Here is a 17,349-nt window from a genome sequence, read left to right as displayed (position 1 = left end):
AAGGTGATATGGTTGTGCGCGCAACCATCATGGCAATGTGGCGGCGCGGCCCGGCGGCCCGCGCCACGACCATCCGCAACCGGAGCTCCCCATGCAACGTGTACCGAACCAGCCGTTCACGCGTCCCGCCCGCTTCTCCGAAGCCGAATGGCAGGCGCGCGTGCAGCTCGCGGCCGCCTACCGCATCTTCGATTACCTCGGCTGGACCGAGCTGATCTACAACCACATTTCGCTGCGCGTGCCGGGCGAGGACGGACATTTCCTGATCAACCCGTTCGGGCTCCATTACGGCGAGGTATGCGCGTCGAACCTCGTGAAGATCGACATCGACGGCAACGTGATCGGGCATTCCGACTGGCCGATCAACCCGGCCGGCTTCACGTTCCACAGCGCGATCCATGCGGCGCTGCCCGATGCGCACTGCGTGATGCACGTGCACACGACGCCCACGATGGCCGTGTGCTGTTCGCGCGACGGGCTGTCGTTTTCCAATTTCTATTCGGCGCAGTTGTACGGGAAGATCGCGTATCACGATTTCGAGGGCATCACCGTTCACCTGGAGGAGGGGCGGCGCATCGTCGGGAGCGCGGGTGGGCGGCCCGTGCTGCTGCTGCGCAACCACGGGCCGGTGACGATCGGCGCGACGCTCGCGCAGACGTTCTCGCTGATGTGGCTCCTCAACCGTGCCTGCGAGGTGCAGGTCGCGACCCATGCGATCGGCGACGCGCTGTCGATCGCGCCGCCGGTGCTCGAAGGGTGCGTGCGCGATTCGCTGAATTTCGATCCGAAGCATGGCGCGGGGCAGGACGCGTTCGACGCGCTGCAGCGCCTCGTCGATCGCATCGATCCCGGCTATCGCGCGTGACTTGGCGTGACCCGGCTGCCGGCGGCGCATTCAAAAAAAACGCGGCCGGGTGGCCGCGTGAATACTCGCAGACTCCTTCGGACGAAGGAAACAAGCAACTGTGAAACGAAGTGTAGCGAAAGGCCGCGCGCGGATTCAGCCGTCGGGTTGCAAAGGTCCGTTCCAGGTTGACGCAGACTGACACGGGGCGCTGTGCGTCGCGCTGCGGCGATTCGCTGCATGGCCGTTCGACGGACTCCCGCAACGGCGGCGATCGACTACCATCCTATCTGGCGCCCCCGTTCGGGCGGCGCACAACGTCGTGCAAGGAGAGTCCATGCTCAAGCTGCGTTTGCTCCAGGTCGCGTTACTCGCAGGCGTGCTGGCCGCCGGCAGCGCCGCCGCCGAAACGGTGCGTCTGTCCGCCAATCTGCAGCCGTCGAGCGAAGTGCCGCCGACGGCAACCAAGGGCTCGGGCGCCGTCGACGCCACCTACGACACGGTCACCCACACGCTGCAGTGGACCGCAACCTACGAACACCTCACGGGGCCGGCCACCGCCGCGCATTTCCACGGGCCCGCGCCGGTCGGCCAGAACGCCGGCGTGCAGGTGCCGATCCCGAAGGACGAGCTGGCGAGCCCGATCAAGGGTTCGAAGGAGCTCACCGACGCGCAGGTCACCGACCTGATGGGCGGCAAGTGGTACTTCAACGTCCATACGAAGGAACACCCGGCCGGCGAAATCCGCGGCCAGGTGATGCCGGCGAACTGAGCGCCGGCGTTTGATATAGAGGCACCTGTCGAGCGGCGCGGGAACGTTCGCACGTACCATCGTCACACTGCGATTACGGAGTGCGTCCGATGAGTTGGCAAAGCAAGTTCGCCTGCTGGCTGCTGCGCTGGCAGTTTCGTCCGGAGACCACGCGCGAGGTGCTCGACCCCGCGCGTGCGCGGCGCTTTACCGACTTGCGGATGGTCGTGCCGCGCCGCGCGCCGTCGGGTTACCGGCTGCGCCAATGCTACGGCGCGGGCGACGCACCGCTGCGCGGCGAGTGGCTCGAGCGCATCGATGCGAGCGCAGAGCGTGGTCCTGGCCGCACGCTGCTGTATTTCCACGGCGGCGGTTATTACTTCTGTTCGACGAAGACCCATCGGCCGCTCGTGTTCGGCCTGACGAAGCGCGCGGGCGTGCGCTCGTTCTCGCTCGACTACCGGCTCGCGCCCGAAAACCGTTTCCCGGCCGCGCTCGACGATGCGCTCGCCGCCTACCGGCAACTGCTGGCGCTCGGCACGCCGCCCGAGACGATCGTGCTCGGCGGCGATTCGGCGGGCGGCGGCCTCGCGCTCGCCACGCTCGTCGCGCTGCGCGATCGCGGCGAGCCGTTGCCGGCCGGTGCGATCCTGTTCTCGCCGTGGACCGACCTCGCGGCCACCGGTGCGACGCTGCGCACCAACGACGGTCGCGATCCGATGTTCGCCGGCGCGGCGCTGCCGAAGGCCGCGAAGCTGTATCTCGGCGACGAACCGGCGACGAATCCGTACGCATCGCCGCTCTACGCGGATTTCACGGGCCTGCCACCGCTGTATATCCAGGTCGGCAGCACCGAGGTCTTGCTCGACGATTCGCGCCGCGTCGCGGAGAAGGCGAAGGCGGCCGGCGTGCAGGTGGAAATCGAGGTGTGGCCGGACATGCCGCACGTGTGGCAACTGTACGCACCGATGGTGCCGGAAGCGCGCGACGCGCTCGACCGCGCGGCCGCATTCCTGCGCCGCGTCGCGGTCGAGCGCGCGGTTCAGCGCGTCGGCGAGGCGTCGATCGCCTGATAGGCGGCCTTGACGGCCACCGAGCCGTACTTGCGCTCGAGCCGGCGCACGGTGAAGTGGCCGTGCGCCATTTGCTGAAAGTGGTCGATGAACAGCGTGTTGACGGTCGCGCCGAGCACGGCGCCGATCGCCGGGATCGACTTCGCGGCCATCTGCTCGGTCACCTGCACCGAGAAGCGCGACGCCACCGTCTGCACGAGCTTGAACACGGCCGCCGAGCTGTGCGCGGCGATGCCTTTCGTCGTGATGTCCGACGACGCCTTCGAGATTGCCTGGGCAAGCGCGCCGCGCAGCACGAAATAGCCGAGATCGGCGTCCTCAAGCGCGCCGCGCAGCACGAAATAGCCGAGATCGGCGTCCTCTTCCTGCTTGTCCGGGTTGCCGCCCATGCCGAGCACGGCCAGGCATTGCAACTGCGTATCGACCGACGCCAGGTCCTCGCCCTCGCTGCGCGCGATGTCGCACACCGAGCGGAAGATCAGCGTGGTCGTTACCGGCAGTTCGACCGGCAGCGCGAGAAAGCCGAACGCGCCGCCTGCCGCGCCGGTCGTCGCGACCGCGAGCTTGTGCAGCAGGTTGCTCGGCTTGTCGGGTTCGGCGTCCGGCGCGGGCGGCTTGCCGAGCGTGCGCAGCGCGATGTTCAGGCACTTGCGCAGCGCGAGCTGCGTCGCATCGTTGATCTTGCCGGTCGCGAAATCCGGCAGCCGCGCGATCATTTTCTCGACCGGCGCGCCGAGCATGCCGGTCAGCTTCATCGTCAGCGATGGGCTTTCCAGCACCTGCTTCGCGCGCCACAGCGCGTCCCGATCCTCCTGCGAGAGCGTCGTCGCGGGGGTGATTGAAATCGGTTCCATCTTTCTCCTTGGCTTGAACGGGCCCTAAACCGTCGCCAGCCTAGATTACTCCGCCATGCTAGAATTTTGAAATTGTTTGACTCGTCAAAAGTTGCATCAACAAAAAATGGCCGTCCACACTGCCGCCCACCATTCGAGCGGGCAAGTTTTGCCGTTCCGCGAATCGCTGTTGGCGATGATCGGGATCTCGTTCGTCACCATGCTGGTCGCGCTCGACCAGACCGTCGTCGGCACGGCGTTGCCGACCATCGTCGCCGAGCTTCGCGGTTTCGACCTGTACGCGTGGGTCGCGACCTCGTACCTGCTCAGTTCCGTGATCACGGTGCCGATCTTCGGCCGCCTCGGCGACTATTACGGCCGCAAGCCGTTCGTCATCGTGTCGATCGTCGTGTTCACCGCCGCGTCCGTGCTGTGCGGGATGGCCAACGACATGCTGTTCCTCGTGCTCGCGCGCGGGCTGCAGGGGATCGGCGGCGGGATGCTGGTCGGCACCGCGTTCGCGTGCATTCCCGACCTGTTTCCCGATTCCGTCGTGCGGCTGCGCTGGCAGGTGCTGATGAGCTCCGCGTTCGGCATTGCGAACGCGGTCGGCCCGTCGCTCGGCGGCATACTGACCCAGTCGTTCGGCTGGCGCTCGGTGTTCTACGTGAACCTGCCGGTGGGCCTGCTGTCGCTGTTCTTCGTATGGCGCTACCTGCCGCACCTGCGCCATGTCGCGCACGATCGCAAGATGCGGCTCGACTGGCCGGGCGCGTTGCTGATCGCGTTGTCGCTCGGCGCGCTGCAGCTGTTCGTCGAATGGCTGCCGAAGTACGGCGTCGCGAGCTGGGCGTCGCTGCTGCTCGTCGTCGCGGTCGCGGCCGGCATTGGCCTGTGGCATTGGGAGAAGCGCTGCGAGCAGCCGATTCTGCCGTTCGACATGTTCGGCAACCGCGCGCTGTCGGCGCTGTTCGTGCTCGCGATCCTCGCCGGCTTCTCGATGTTCTCGCTGCTGTTCTACGCGCCGCTGCTGTTCCAGGGCGGCTTCGGGATGTCGCCGAAGGAAGCCGGACTCGTGATCACGCCGCTCGTCGTGTTCATCACGATCGGCAGCATCATGAACGGCCGCGTCGTCACGCGCATCCGCAATCCGAACGCGATGCTGCACGTCGGCTTCGTGCTGTTCGCGATCACGTGTGCGGGCATCGTCGTGTCGACCCACACGACGCCCGCGTGGATGCTGATGGCGCTGATGGTCGCGGGCGGCATCGGGCTCGGCTTCGTGCTGCCGAACCTTACCGTGTTCGCGCAGCAGACGGCCGGCCGCGAGCACCTCGGCATCGCGACGGCGCTGCTGCAGTCGCTGCGGATGGTCGGCGGGATGCTCGGCACGGCGCTGACGGGCACGCTCGTCAACCAGATGTACTCGGGCGGCGTGCGCAATGCGCTGACGGCCGATCACGCGATGCAGTGGCATGCGCAGCTCGCCGATCCGCAGATCCTGATCGACCGCGCGGCGCAGGGGGGGCTCGTCGCGGAGCTGACGCGTGCCGGGCATAATGGCGCGCTGCTGCTGGAAGCGGCCCGCGAATCGCTCGTCGGCGCGATTCACCTGGGCGTCGCGATGGCGGCCGTCATCGCCGTGGTGTCGGTATGGCAGTGCCGCCGCGTGCCGCCGATCGCGCTGCGGCGCAAGATCGAACCGCACGTCGCGGCCGATTGACGGATCAAGCGATTCAACGACTCAACGATTTACCGGAAACGAAATCAGCGCATGGAAGAACAGGACCGCGTCGCGATCTTGCAGCAATTCGGACGCACGTATCGCGCGTTCATGACCGCGTTCGAAGCGCACGTCGGGCAGCCGATGCCGCGCTGGCGCATCATGGTCGCGCTGCACACGATGGGCGGGCATTCGTCGCAGAAGAAGCTCGTCGAAGTGCTGCGCATCGATCCGGGCGCGCTCACGCGCCAGTTGAAGTCGCTCGACGCGCTCGGCTGGATCCAGCGCGAATCCGATGCACGCGACAACCGCGTGACCAACGTCACGCTGACCGACGAAGGCCGCGCGGCGTTCGACGCGTGCCTGCCGCGCCGCAAGGCGTTTCTCGAACAGACGATGGCGCAACTGCCGGACGACGTGCTGAATGCGCTGTCGGGTGCGCTCGCGATGCTGGAAACGCGAATCGCGGACGCCGGTTCGGCACCGGTCGCGCGCTGATGCGCGGGCAGGGCGGCGCGTTCGCGCCGCCGGCTGCCGCTTCATCTCATCCCGATTCGGTGCTGGCTTACAGCTCGATGCGCGTGCCCAGCAGCACGAGGAACTGCGCGAGCCAGGCCGGATGCGCGGGCCACGCGGGCGCGGTGACGAACGGCGCGTCGGTCACGGCCGCGTCGACCGGAATGTCGGCATATTCGCCGCCCGCGAGCTTCACTTCGGGCGCGCACGCCGGGTAGGCCGAAATGCGCTTGCCGCGGATCACGTCGGCGGCCGCGAGCAGCTGCGCCGCATGGCAGATCGCGGCGATCGGCTTGCCGGCTTCGGCGAACTCGCGCACGAGCGAGATCACCTTCGGATCGAGTCGCAGGTATTCGGGGGCACGGCCGCCCGCGATCGCGAGCGCGTCGTAGCGCGACGCATCGACATCGTCGAATGCCGCGTTCAGCGTGAACTGGTGGCCGGGCTTCTCGGTGTAGGTCTGGTCGCCTTCGAAATCGTGGATCGCGGTCTTGATCTTGTCGCCCGCGCGCTTGCCCGGGCAGACTGCATCGACGTGGTGGCCGACGGCCTGCAGCGCCTGGAACGGCACCATCGTTTCGTAGTCTTCGGCGAAATCGCCGGTCAGGAACAGGATCTTCTTCGCGGCCATGGCTTTCTCCAGGGGTGCAGCGTTGAAGGCCCGTTCGCGCCGTGCGCAACGGCCGCGAGGGGCCCCGAGGACGAAAGCGCAGTGTACTCCGGCAGATTGAAGCGCGCGTGACGGCCGCCCCGCGCGAGCGGCGGGGCGGTGCGCGCGGGGGGGCGTCAGAAGAACGTTTCGACGACTTCCGTCACGCGGAACTGCGGATCGAGCACGAGGACCTGGCGCCACTTGTCGAACGTCAGGCACGGGTGCGAGATGTCGAACGCGACCATGTCGCCGACCTTCACGTCCGCGCCCGGCGGGATCTGCAGGTACGCGTGCTGGTCCATCATCCCGGTCACGGCCCAGCCTTCGGTCGCGGCGACGTCGCGCGGCGCGGTGTCGCGGCCCGGGCGGAAGTGGCGCGCCGGCTCCGGCAGGCCCGCGTCGAACGCCGCGTCGCGCTTGCCGAGTGCGACGATCGCGCGGTCGGCTTCCGGCACCGACTGCACGTATGCCCACAGCTGCAGCGCCGGCAGCAGCCCTTCGCCCATCGAGCGGGCGATCGGGTTGCGCGCGAACACGTCGGTCTGCGCCTTCTTGTAGATACCGACGTCGTGCGTCAGGTAGCAGCCCGGGCGCAGCACGACTTCCGCGAAGCCCGCGTCGGACGCCTTCCTGAATTCCTCCGCGACCACGTCGTACCACGCCGAACCGGCGCCGGACAGGATCGCCGGCGTGCGCGCGAAGCGGCCCGCTTCGGCGAGTTCGCGCGTGAGCGTGACGGCTTCCTGCAGGAACGTGCGGATCTCGCCTTCCTCTTTCAGCACGCCTTCATAGAGTTCGATGCCGGCCAGCTTCAGCGTGTCCGGATAGCGCGCGAGCGCGGCCAGCACGGCTTCGCGCTGCGCGGCGTCGCGCACGCCCGCGCGGCCGCCCGGCACGCCGAGCTCGATCAGCACGTTCAGCGATTTCTTCGCGTCGCCGAAGAAGCGGCCGAGCTGGTCGACGCTCTCGGCGGAATCGACGAGACAGAAGAATTCGAAATCGGGATCGGACAGCAGCCCGGCGATGATCGTCATGTTCTGGCGGCCGATCAGCTGGTTCGCGAGCAGCACGCGGCGCACGCCGCCGTGGTACGCGGCCTGCGTCTGGTGCGCGGTCGCGAGCGTGATGCCCCACGCGCCGGCGTCGAGCTGGCGGCGGAACAGTTGCGGCGCCATCGTCGTCTTGCCGTGCGGCGCGAACTGGACGCCGTATTTCTGGACAAACGCTTGCATCCAGTTCAGGTTGTGTTCGACGCGGTCTTCGTAGAGCACGGCGGCCGGCAGGCTGACGTCTTCCGCGAGCAGGTTCCATTCGAGCCGGCCTGCGTCGCCGAGCGGCACGCTCGCGCTCGGCAGATTGCCCAGACCCTTGCCGAACGGGTCGATCGTCGCTTCCTGATAGTTTGTAACTTTCATGTCATCCCGCTCCATCATCACTATGCATTGCACCGAAGTTGACACGCAGATGGTACAGAAAGTAGCATCGGCGCGGTGATGTTATTTAGTAACATCAAGCCTCGCACCCTTATCAGCAGATGAATACGCCCGCTTCCCCGTCCGCTCCGCTCGCGGCCGAGCCTCATCCGGCGCCGGCCGCCCCGCCGCTCCTCGACATCGTCGCGCGGATCGCCGAATGCGCGCCCGAGCTGCGCGAAGCCGAGCGCAAGGTTGCCGCGTTCATCCTCGCCGATCTGGCGCGCGCCGCGCATGCGAGCATCGGCGCGCTCGCGCGCGACGCGGAAGTCAGCGTCGCGACGGTCACGCGTTTCGCGAAGGCCGTGGGCTGCCGCGACGTACGCGAACTGAAGGTGCTCGTCGCGCAGGCGGCGGCCGTCGGCCAGCGCTTCCTGGTGCCGTCCGACGACGCGCCGGCCGCCGACGCGAGCCCCGCGTCGATGGTTTATGACGAGATCCGCGTGGCGCTCGCGCACAACCACCAGCTGCTGCGCAACACGTCGTTCGAGGCCGCGGCCGACCTGCTCGCCGCCGCGAAGATGACCTACGTGTACGGGCAGGGCGGCGGGTCGACCGCGCTCGCCGACGAGCTGCGCTTCCGGCTCGTGCGCTTCGGCCGCCCGGTCGCGAGCTACCAGGACAGCGTGCTGCAGCGGATGGTGGCTGCCACGCTGTCGCGCGACACCGTCGTCGTCGCGCTGTCGGTGAGCGGGCGCGTGCCCGAGTTGCTCGAGAGCTGCCGGCTCGCGAAGCGCTACGGCGCGAAGCTGATCGCGATCACGGCGCCGGCGTCGCCGCTCGCGAAGCTCGCCGACCACCTGATCCCGGTCGTCGCATTCGAAACCGATTTCATTTACAAGCCTTCGACATCGCGTTACGCGATGATGATGGCGATCGACGTGCTCGTCACCGGAGTCGCCATGCGGCTCGGCGATGCGGGCCGAGAATCGCTGCGCCGCATCAAGCACGCGCTCGATGCGCACCGCGGCGGCGGAGACCGTCAACCGGTAGGAGACTGACCATGCATTCGCATCCCGAAGCCGCCGATACGCTGATCGTCGGCGCGCAGCTGTACGACGGCACCGGCGCACCGCCCGTCACGCGCGACGTCGCGATCCGCAACGGCGTGATCGCTGCGATCGGCAACCTGTCGAACTGGCTGGCCGAGCACGTCGTCGATGCGAACGGCCGCGCGCTCGCGCCGGGCTTCGTCGACGTGCACACGCACGACGACACGCACGTGATCCGCGCGCCGGAGATGATCCCGAAGATCTCGCAGGGCGTGACGACCGTGATCGTCGGCAATTGCGGGATCAGCGCGTCGCCGGTGACGCTCGCGGGCGATCCGCCCGACCCGATGAACCTGTTGGGCGAGCGCGGCGCGTTCCGGTACCCGACCTTCGCCGACTACGTCGCGGCCGTCAACGCCGCGCGCCCGGCCGTCAACGTCGCGGCGCTGGTCGGCCATACGGCGCTGCGCAACAACCAGATGGACCGCCTCGACCGCGCGGCGACCGACGGCGAAATCGCCGGGATGCGCGCGCAACTCGAGGAGGCGCTCGCGAACGGCGCGCTCGGCCTGTCGTCGGGCCTCGCGTACGGCTCCGCGTTCGCGGCGCCGGCCGAGGAAGTGATGGCGCTCGCCGAGCCGCTCGCGAAAGCCGGCGCGCTGTACACGACGCACATGCGCACCGAATTCGACGCGATCCTGGATGCGATGGACGAGGCGTATCGCGTCGGCCGCCATGCGCAAGTGCCGGTCGTGATTTCGCACCTGAAATGCGCGGGCCCGTCGAACTGGGGGCGCAGCACCGAAGTGCTCGCGTCGCTCGAAGGCGCGCGCCGCTACCAGCCGGTCGGCTGCGACTGCTATCCGTACAGCCGCAGCTCGTCGACGCTCGACCTGAAGCAGGTAACGGGCGACATCGACATCACGATCACGTGGTCGGAGCCGCATCCGGAAGTCGCGGGCAAGCTGCTCAAGGCGATCGCGGCCGACTGGGGCGTGACCGAGCAGGAAGCCGCGCAACGCATCCGTCCGGCCGGCGCGGTGTACCACAACATGTCCGAGGACGACGTGCGCCGGATCCTGTCGCACCCCGCGACGATGGTCGGCTCCGACGGGCTGCCGAACGATCCGCTGCCGCATCCGCGGCTGTGGGGCGCGTTCCCGCGCGTGCTCGGCCATTACGTGCGCGACACGAACCTGCTGCCGCTCGAGGAAGCGATCCGCAAGATGACGTCGCTGTCCGCGCGCCGCTACGGGATCGCGAAGCGCGGCGAGGTGCATGTCGGCTACCACGCCGATCTCGTGCTGTTCGATCCGGCGAGCGTGATCGACGCCGCGACGTTCGAGAAGCCGCAGCAGCCCGCGCACGGGATCGACGCGGTGTGGGTGAACGGCGTGCTGACCTACGAAAACGGCCAGCCGACCGGCGAGCGCGCCGGTGGCTTCGTCGCGCGCGGCGAGCGCGTGGCGGCGAGTGCCGACGCCGCGTTCTGAGCGCGGCAGGTGTTCCGATCTCCCGCGCGTGCCGCTGCCGGCGCGCGCATCCGTAACTGAAATATGAGGAGTGAAACGATGAAACGATATGGCGTGGGCGAAGCGAAGGGGACCGGCGGCCAGGTGATGCCGTTCGCACGTGCGGTCGAGGCTGACGGCTGGCTGTACGTGTCGGGCCAGACGCCGATGGTGAACGGCGAGGTCGTCGAAGGCGGGATCGTCACGCAGTCGAAGCAGACGATCGAGAACGTGATCGCGATCCTGAAGGAAGCCGGCTACGGCCTCGAGCACGTCGTGCGCTGCGGCGTGTGGCTCGATGACGCGCGCGATTTCGCGTCGTTCAACAAGGTGTTCGTGTCGTACTTCGGCGAGCATCCGCCGGCGCGCGCGTGCGTGCAATCGAGCATGGTCATCGACTGCAAGGTTGAGGTCGACTGCATCGCGTACAAGGCGCCGGCGAAGTAACACGCCGACGGCGAACCGAGATGTGACGGGCCCTGCGCATTCGTGTGCGCAGGGCCCGTTTTTTCATGTGCGGCACCTGGCTTGAAGGACCGGGTTCCGCTGCGTGACCGCAACCGCCGCAACGCATTCCACCCGTTCGTGTAACGTGCCGTACGACTTTACCGGGAGGAAGAATATGGAATGGGCTGCGCTGGTGCCGGAGCTGATCTGCTCGAACCTTGCAGGAAGCGTGCGCTTCTATCGTGACGTGCTGGGATTCCGGATTCGCTTCGAGCGTCCGGAAGACGGCTTCGCGTACCTCGAGATCGGGGGCGCTCAACTGATGCTCGAACAGCAGAGCCCCGAGAGTTGGTTGACGGGGCCGCTGACGCCGCCGTTCGGGCGGGGGATCAATCTGCAGATCGAGGTGGATTCGCTCGACCCCATCCTCGGCCGGATTCGCGCCGCTGGCGTGGCGCTGTTCGTCGAGCCGCGCACGTCCTGGTATCGGGAGGGCGACATCGAGCACGGCCAGGTCGAGGTGCTGGTGCAGGACCCTGATGGCTACCTGTTGCGGCTGGTGGAGATCCTCCCTGTGCGGCCGCTGCAGGGCTGATTTCGGGCCATCTGGCTCCCGCGATGACTGCAACCTGACGTCTCGGCGTCGGCTGGTTCCAGTTGATGCGGAACGGGTTAATGGCGAGCCCGCCGAGACGTGTAGCCGCGCATGCGCAGCGATCCTGGAGGAAGCCGGTTAAGGCTCGAGCACGTCGTGCGCCGCGACGTGTGGGTCGGCGACGCGCACGATTTCGCGTAGTTCAACACGGTGTTCGTGTCGCCCGTCGGCACACGCGTGCGTGCGGTCGAGCATGATCATCGACCACATCGCGGACAAGGCATCGGCGAAGCAACTCGGCAAGGGTAGGAGCTGTGCAACAAGGCCGGTGCATTTGCGTGCACCGGCCTTGTTTCGTCATGACGGAGGCAATGCATGGATGAGGGCGCTCGGCGAGCAGATGGGCTGGGAACGTTCAAATGCAATGCGGTTGAAGCGGGGTATGAGCGGCAACGAGAGTTTGCATTGTGTGACGAACTTTTTTCAACGGGCCTCAACGTGACACATCTATCCGGCGGGATGCGGCGGCTATCGGCGCGGGTGCGTGGCCCGATCACCGAGTACAACTGTCTTGTTGAACCAGAGTGCAAGGTGTTTTGATGGAAAACGTGCAGTGGGACGAGATCGAGGCCTTCGTCAGATCCGAAGCAGGGCTTGGCAAATCGATGCCGCTGTCCGTGGCCACGAGGCTTTGGGAGGATCTTGGCCAGACCGTCGATGAAGCCGACGATTTCATGGGCCACTTTTTTGAGCGATTTTGCATCGATACCGGCGACTTCGATTTTCACCGGTATTTCCTGATGGAAGGCGAGGGAAGTTATTCGTTGTTCCGGCGATGGGTGCTTCGTCAACCGCACGACCTCAAACGGGAGTCGATCACGCTGGCGATGCTGTATCGCGCAGCGGTTGAACGGAAATGGGACACCGGACGAATGGCCGAGCTATCGCGAAAGCCGAGTTAGCCGGTGTGCATGACGGGTGAAGGCATGAACGTAAGCGATCGGCGGAAAGATTGCGGCGATATGATGCGGGTATTGAATGCTCTCGATTGATTTCAATGGAATGGTTGTTAGAGAGTGTTTCAAAAAGAGCGTTAGCCCTCTGTTAACTCGAACACAAAGCTGTTAACCTCGACCGTTGTGACATGCGGAGCGAGGAGATGACCAGGCCGATCATCGACGACGAATTGTGGGCATTGATCGAACCACTTTTGCCACCAGCAAAGCCGAGACGCTTCCGGTACCCGGGGCGCAAACCCGTAGCCGATCGGGCTGCGCTGACCGGAATACTTTTCGTACTCAAGAGCGGCATTCGCTGGAACGAACTACCTGCCGAGATGGGTTGCGGATTGGGCATCAGTTGCTGGCGCCGCCTGCGCGACTGGCAACAGGTCGGCGTCTGGGATCGGCTCCACGAGATCCTGCTCGCGAAGCTGCGTGCCGCCGATCGGATCGACTTTTCTCGTGTCGTCATCGATTCCACTTCTGTTCGAGCAGTTGGGGCGGGCGAAAAACTGGACCGAACCCCACCGATCGTGCGCGACCCGGTTCCAAACATCACGTCGCCACCGACGCCAACGGCACGCCGCTCGCGATCATCCTGACGGGCGCGAACCGCAACGACATCACGCAACTGCTGCCACTGGTCGACGCCATCCCACCGGTTCGCGGTTTGCGTGGTCGCCCCTTGCGCAAGTCTGGCCGGATCTATGCCGATCGGGCTTACGACCACGACAAATATCGCCGGCCGTTGCACGCTGCCGGGATTCCCACATCGATTGCCCGACGCGGTGAACCTCACGGCAGCGGTCTTGGCAAAGTACGTTGGGTCGTCGAACGTACCAATGCCTGGCTGCACGGATTCCGCCGTCTTCGTACACGATTTGAGCGTCGTGCCGACATCCATGAAGGGCTCCTCAAACTCGCCTGTTGCCTGATCTGCTGGCGAACGCTTCAGCGCCCGGACGACTCTTTTTGAAACACTCTCTTAGTCCACGCGTAGTGCGGGCCAGAAAAGCTCAGATCGAGCGTGGTGAGATGCCGAGGATTAGCGGAGTAGTCGTCCATCAAACTGGCGGTTCAACGGCGGCTTCTGCTCTCAGTAGCTATCAGAATGCGTCTGCCAGCGGGGCGCATTTTCTGATTGAGAAAGATGGAACGATTTATCAGACGGCATCTTTGAAGAAGCAGACTTGGCATGTTGGTCGTCTCAAGGCGCGCTGTGTTGCCGAAATGCGTTGCACGCCGGTCGAACTGGAGCAACTTCGCCGTTTTGACCCGCGTGGCGAAAACCGGCGTGAGATGCGCAAGGCGGTCCCGGACCGTTACCCTTCTAATACAGACAGCATTGGCGTGGAATTGGTCGGTGAAGCACTCCCGCTCAATGAACCGAACCCTGACCGACGAACCTACGTCGCGGCGCCGGAAGCTCAGAATGACTCGCTTCGATGGCTCATCCATGAACTTTCGGTAACACTCAATGTGCCGTTGGCAGAGGTTTTTCGCCATCCGGCAGTATCGCGGAAGAACCGCACAGAGGCGGCGAAGGGGCAATGGTGATTCGACTCGCGGTTTTGATGTTGGCGCTCGTGCTCGACCACAGCGCGGTTGCGGGTACATTGCCCGATGGTACGTCGCCTGGAGGGGCTTTACCCACGGTTGTGCCAGAGTCAGTCGAAATCGTCACGAACGGCGCGTGGTCGGCTGACATCAGCGGGGACGAAACGGCAGATACGTGTCGTACGTTCGTTCTTCGGCAGGCGGATGTCCGCGCGTTTTTCAAGCGTGCGAGCCGCGTAACAGAACGGGCATACAGCCATGATCTGGACGCCGCGAATTGCTATGCCGAAGGCAAGGCACGTGTCGCGGGTGGTGGTTCGGCGAAATGGAGAATAGACCAGGCAAGGCGCGGCTTCATTTCGATGCCCGATGGTCGAACGATCTACCTGTATTGCCCGAAGTGCCAAGCCGATGTGTTCGCACCGAACTAGAAAGACATTCTTTTCGCAAGCAGGCGGTGCTGGCGGGCTTCCACATGCCCGCCAGTCCCCTTGCATTTACTGCCGCGCAGTCCGCGCGTTGTCAGGCATCGGCTGGTTGTAGTTCGTGCGGAACGGGTTGATGTCGAGCCCGCCACGGCGCGTATAGCGCGCATACACCGCCAGCTTCACCGGTTTGCACGCGTGCATGATGTCGAGGAAGATCCGCTCGACACATTGCTCGTGAAAGCCCGTGTGATTGCGGAACGAGATGATGTAGCGCAGCAGGCCCGCGTGGTCGATCTGCGGCCCGACGTAGTGGATCTGCACGCTGCCCCAGTCGGGCTGGCCCGTGACCGGGCAGTTCGAGCGCAGCAGGTCGGACACGAGCGTTTCCTCGACCGGCGCTTCGTCAACGGCTGCCGACAGCAGCGACGGATCGGGTTCGTAGATGTCGGTATCGAGATCGAGGCGGTCGAGCGACAGCCCGTCGAGTTCTTCCATCTCGAGCTTGCCGAAATCGTGCGCCGACACGAGCTGCACCGACACGGTCGCGCCGCACGCGGCCGACACGTCGCGCTTCAGCACGTCGCGCACCGCATCGATCGAGTCGAACTTCGACTGCGCGAACGAGCCGAGATACAGCTTGAACGACTTCGATTCGACGATGGCCGGCGATTCGGCCGGCACGTAGAACGTCGCGACCGCGACCTGCGGCTTGCCGCGCGCATTGAGCCACGACAGCTCGTACGCGTTCCAGATGTCGGTGCCGAAGAACGGCAGCGCCGACGTGATGCCGAGCTGCTCGCGCGCGCCGGCGCGCGGGATCGGGAACAGCAGCGACGCGTCGTACTGCGCCGCGTAGACGGTGGCCTTGCCGAGCGGGGAATGTTCGGGATTCATCGTGGGACGCCTTTACGACAGGAAGAGGCGGTAAGCCGGGTTGGCGCTCTCTTCGACATACGGGTAGCCGAGTGCCGCGAGGAAGCGTTCGAATTCGGCGCGATCGGCCTGCGGCACCTGCAGCCCGACGAGGATCGAGCTGTAGTCCGCGCCCTGGTTGCGGTAGTGGAACAGGCTGATGTTCCAGTCCGGCGCCATCGACGACAGGAACTTCATCAGCGCACCCGGCCGCTCAGGGAATTCGAAGCGGAACAGGCGTTCGTCGAGCGCGAGCGGCGAGCGGCCGCCGACCATGTAGCGGATGTGTTCCTTCGACAGCTCGTCGTGCGTCAGGTCGACGCTCTTGAACCCGTGCGACTCGAAGTTCGCGGCGATCTCCGCCGATTCGCCGCGGCGCTTGATCTGCACGCCGACGAAGATGTGCGCGGACTGCGCATCGGCGATCCGGTAGTTGAACTCGGTGACGTTGCGGTCGCCGACGAGCGAGCAGAAGCGCTTGAAGCTGCCGCGTTCCTCGGGGATCGTGACCGCGAACACGGCTTCGCGCGCCTCGCCGACTTCGGCGCGCTCGGCCACGAAGCGCATCCGGTCGAAGTTCATGTTCGCGCCGGACGTGACCGCGACGAGCGTCTGGTTCTCGATGCCCTCGCGTTCCGCGTACAGCTTCGCACCCGCGACCGCGAGCGCGCCCGACGGCTCGAGCACGCTGCGCGTGTCCTGGAATACGTCCTTGATCGCCGCGCACAGCGCGTCGGTGTTGACCGTCACGACGCCGTCGAGGAATTCGCGGCACAGCCGGAAAGTTTCCTCGCCGACGAGCTTCACCGCCGTGCCGTCCGCGAACAGGCCGACTTCGCTCAGCTCGATGCGCTCGCCGGCATCCAGCGACTGCGCCATCGCGCACGAATCCTCGGCCTGCACGCCAATGACCTTGATCTCCGGGCGTACGGCCTTCACGTATGCCGCGACGCCGGACGCGAGCCCGCCGCCGCCGATCGGCACGAAGATCGCGTGGATCGGGCCCTGGTGCTGGCGCAGGATCTCCATCGCGATCGTGCCCTGGCCGGCGATCACGTACGGATCGTCGAACGGGTGGACGAACGTGAGGTCGCGCTCCTGCTGCACCTTGACCGCGTGCGCATACGCATCGCTGTACGATTCGCCCGCCTGGATCACCTCGACGCTCGGGCCGCCGTGCGCGCGCACCGCATCGACCTTCACCTGCGGCGTCGTGACCGGCACGACGATCACGGCCTTCACGCCCATCCGGGCCGCCGAGAACGCGACGCCCTGCGCGTGGTTGCCGGCCGATGCCGTAATCACGCCGCGCGCGAGCGCGTCCGCCGGAATGTGCGCCATCTTGTTGTACGCGCCGCGCAGCTTGAACGAGAACACCGGCTGGTTGTCCTCGCGCTTCAGGTATACGGCATTGCGCAGCCGGACCGACAGGTTGCGGGCGGGTTCGAGTTCCGTCTCGATCGCGACGTCGTAGACGCGCGCGGTGAGGATTTTTTTCAGGTAATCGTGGGATGCCATGGGCGCTCGCGTGCAGTGCGGAAGCAGACGGTAAAGGGTCAATGATAGCGCCAAGGGTCCGCCCGCATGCAAGCGGCATGCCGGGCGAGCGGTCGCGGCGCCGCGCGGACGGGGCGTTCGCGACACGGAACGTCCCTTTTTTACCGGCTTAACCGAATGGTTACCGACCGGACGGGCGGCGAATGATCGCACGAAACCGCGCCGAACCCCGCCCGGCGCGGCTGGCGGCGATAGCCCCACGACCTGTCCGGCGTGTCACGGATGGTGCGATCATGGGTTAGAATTCCGTTTTGAATCAAGGATTCGGAAGATGCAGAGGCACCCTCGGATCGCACCGTTGAAGCCGACGCCGCGCGCAGCCAGCCCCGCGGCCGAACGGCATGCGCGCCGCGCGCGATCGTGCTGATCGTTCCGAGTGCCGCCAGGCCCTGTCGCCGGCCAGGAGGGGCAAGTCGCCCGCTCCGGCCCCATGAAGGACAGCCGCGCGTCTGGTAACAGAACAGATTTCCCCAAGATTGCGCCTA

19 protein-coding genes are annotated in these 17,349 nt (G+C 65.9%); 14 read left to right on the top strand and 5 right to left on the bottom strand.

Features of this window, described 5'->3' with window-relative positions; genetic code table 11:
* Positions 1 to 91: 91 nt before the first annotated feature.
* From BLA15945_RS19780 to BLA15945_RS19770, 3 genes are all read left to right on the top strand, one after another.
* Positions 92 to 865, top strand: a complete 774-nt coding sequence (locus BLA15945_RS19780; protein ID WP_174993192.1) for a class II aldolase/adducin family protein — start codon at positions 92 to 94, stop codon at positions 863 to 865.
* Positions 866 to 1,181: 316 nt separating this feature from the next.
* Positions 1,182 to 1,616, top strand: a complete 435-nt coding sequence (locus BLA15945_RS19775) for a CHRD domain-containing protein (RefSeq protein ID WP_059233209.1) — start codon at positions 1,182 to 1,184, stop codon at positions 1,614 to 1,616.
* Positions 1,617 to 1,705: 89 nt separating this feature from the next.
* On the top strand, positions 1,706 to 2,668 hold the full coding sequence (locus BLA15945_RS19770) for an alpha/beta hydrolase (RefSeq protein ID WP_174993191.1): 963 nt from the start codon (positions 1,706 to 1,708) through the stop codon (positions 2,666 to 2,668).
* Here BLA15945_RS19770 and BLA15945_RS19765 read toward each other — a convergent pair.
* Entirely contained in the window at positions 2,638 to 3,522 is an 885-nt protein-coding gene (locus BLA15945_RS19765) for an EcsC family protein (protein ID WP_174993190.1), read from the bottom strand. The two genes, BLA15945_RS19770 and BLA15945_RS19765, sit on opposite strands and share 31 nt — an antisense overlap.
* 106 nt (positions 3,523 to 3,628) lie before the next feature.
* Here BLA15945_RS19765 and BLA15945_RS19760 point away from each other — a divergent pair, with 106 nt between their 5' ends.
* The gene (locus tag BLA15945_RS19760) at positions 3,629 to 5,224 is read left to right on the top strand and encodes an MDR family MFS transporter (protein ID WP_174993189.1); all 1,596 of its coding nucleotides are present in this window, start codon (positions 3,629 to 3,631) and stop codon (positions 5,222 to 5,224) included.
* 51 nt (positions 5,225 to 5,275) lie between these two features.
* Positions 5,276 to 5,722: a MarR family winged helix-turn-helix transcriptional regulator gene (locus BLA15945_RS19755; protein ID WP_059233213.1), complete on the top strand. Its 447-nt coding sequence runs from the start codon at positions 5,276 to 5,278 to the stop codon at positions 5,720 to 5,722.
* 67 nt (positions 5,723 to 5,789) lie between these two features.
* Here the strand turns inward: BLA15945_RS19755 and BLA15945_RS19750 are convergent, their stop codons facing one another.
* Both BLA15945_RS19750 and BLA15945_RS19745 read right to left on the bottom strand, forming a co-directional pair.
* Positions 5,790 to 6,371 carry a DJ-1/PfpI family protein gene (locus BLA15945_RS19750; RefSeq protein ID WP_039360134.1) on the bottom strand — a complete coding sequence of 194 codons (582 nt, stop codon included), beginning with the start codon at positions 6,369 to 6,371 and terminating at the stop codon, positions 5,790 to 5,792.
* Positions 6,372 to 6,526: 155 nt separating this feature from the next.
* Positions 6,527 to 7,807, bottom strand: a complete 1,281-nt coding sequence (locus tag BLA15945_RS19745) for an amino acid deaminase (protein WP_059233214.1) — start codon at positions 7,805 to 7,807, stop codon at positions 6,527 to 6,529.
* A 119-nt stretch (positions 7,808 to 7,926) separates the two neighbouring features.
* Here BLA15945_RS19745 and BLA15945_RS19740 point away from each other — a divergent pair, with 119 nt between their 5' ends.
* The 9 genes from BLA15945_RS19740 (at position 7,927) to BLA15945_RS19700 (ending at position 14,398) form a co-directional block, all read left to right on the top strand.
* A complete protein-coding gene (locus BLA15945_RS19740) occupies positions 7,927 to 8,865 on the top strand; it encodes a MurR/RpiR family transcriptional regulator (RefSeq protein WP_059233215.1) in 939 nt (312 codons plus the stop codon).
* Positions 8,866 to 8,867: 2 nt separating this feature from the next.
* Positions 8,868 to 10,349 carry an N-acyl-D-amino-acid deacylase family protein gene (locus BLA15945_RS19735; protein WP_174993188.1) on the top strand — a complete coding sequence of 494 codons (1,482 nt, stop codon included), beginning with the start codon at positions 8,868 to 8,870 and terminating at the stop codon, positions 10,347 to 10,349.
* A 78-nt stretch (positions 10,350 to 10,427) separates the two neighbouring features.
* On the top strand, positions 10,428 to 10,814 hold the full coding sequence (locus tag BLA15945_RS19730; protein ID WP_006751946.1) for a RidA family protein: 387 nt from the start codon (positions 10,428 to 10,430) through the stop codon (positions 10,812 to 10,814).
* Between the two features lie 175 nt (positions 10,815 to 10,989).
* Positions 10,990 to 11,409, top strand: a complete 420-nt coding sequence (locus tag BLA15945_RS19725) for a bleomycin resistance protein (protein ID WP_059236620.1) — start codon at positions 10,990 to 10,992, stop codon at positions 11,407 to 11,409.
* A gap of 253 nt (positions 11,410 to 11,662) precedes the next feature.
* The gene (locus BLA15945_RS19720) at positions 11,663 to 11,911 is read left to right on the top strand and encodes a hypothetical protein (protein WP_155627113.1); all 249 of its coding nucleotides are present in this window, start codon (positions 11,663 to 11,665) and stop codon (positions 11,909 to 11,911) included.
* 97 nt (positions 11,912 to 12,008) lie between these two features.
* Positions 12,009 to 12,371 carry a DUF1493 family protein gene (locus BLA15945_RS19715; protein ID WP_059233217.1) on the top strand — a complete coding sequence of 121 codons (363 nt, stop codon included), beginning with the start codon at positions 12,009 to 12,011 and terminating at the stop codon, positions 12,369 to 12,371.
* A gap of 197 nt (positions 12,372 to 12,568) precedes the next feature.
* A protein-coding gene (locus BLA15945_RS19710; RefSeq protein ID WP_233464258.1) for an IS5 family transposase occupies positions 12,569 to 13,386 on the top strand; the annotation gives its coding sequence in 2 pieces (ribosomal slippage) (positions 12,569 to 12,917 and positions 12,917 to 13,386; 819 coding nt in all).
* On the top strand, positions 13,338 to 13,967 hold the full coding sequence (locus BLA15945_RS19705) for a peptidoglycan recognition protein family protein (protein ID WP_230950377.1): 630 nt from the start codon (positions 13,338 to 13,340) through the stop codon (positions 13,965 to 13,967). The genes BLA15945_RS19710 and BLA15945_RS19705 overlap by 49 nt, the downstream gene beginning before the upstream one ends.
* Positions 13,961 to 14,398: a hypothetical protein gene (locus BLA15945_RS19700; protein WP_155627114.1), complete on the top strand. Its 438-nt coding sequence runs from the start codon at positions 13,961 to 13,963 to the stop codon at positions 14,396 to 14,398. Before BLA15945_RS19705 ends, BLA15945_RS19700 begins: the two co-directional genes overlap by 7 nt.
* Before the next feature lie 66 nt (positions 14,399 to 14,464).
* Here BLA15945_RS19700 and queF read toward each other — a convergent pair whose 3' ends face one another.
* Both queF and ilvA read right to left on the bottom strand, forming a co-directional pair.
* Positions 14,465 to 15,289 carry an NADPH-dependent 7-cyano-7-deazaguanine reductase QueF gene (gene queF, locus BLA15945_RS19695; RefSeq protein ID WP_059233218.1) on the bottom strand — a complete coding sequence of 275 codons (825 nt, stop codon included), beginning with the start codon at positions 15,287 to 15,289 and terminating at the stop codon, positions 14,465 to 14,467.
* A 12-nt stretch (positions 15,290 to 15,301) separates the two neighbouring features.
* On the bottom strand, positions 15,302 to 16,825 hold the full coding sequence (gene ilvA, locus BLA15945_RS19690) for a threonine ammonia-lyase, biosynthetic (protein ID WP_059233219.1): 1,524 nt from the start codon (positions 16,823 to 16,825) through the stop codon (positions 15,302 to 15,304).
* Between the last annotated feature and the right edge of the window lie 524 nt (positions 16,826 to 17,349).

This window comes from Burkholderia arboris (assembly GCF_902499125.1).
Taxonomy (GTDB): Bacteria; Pseudomonadota; Gammaproteobacteria; order Burkholderiales; family Burkholderiaceae; genus Burkholderia; species Burkholderia arboris.
The sequence above is the reverse complement of the archived record's forward strand: the minus strand, read 5'-3'. Positions and strand labels throughout refer to the sequence as shown.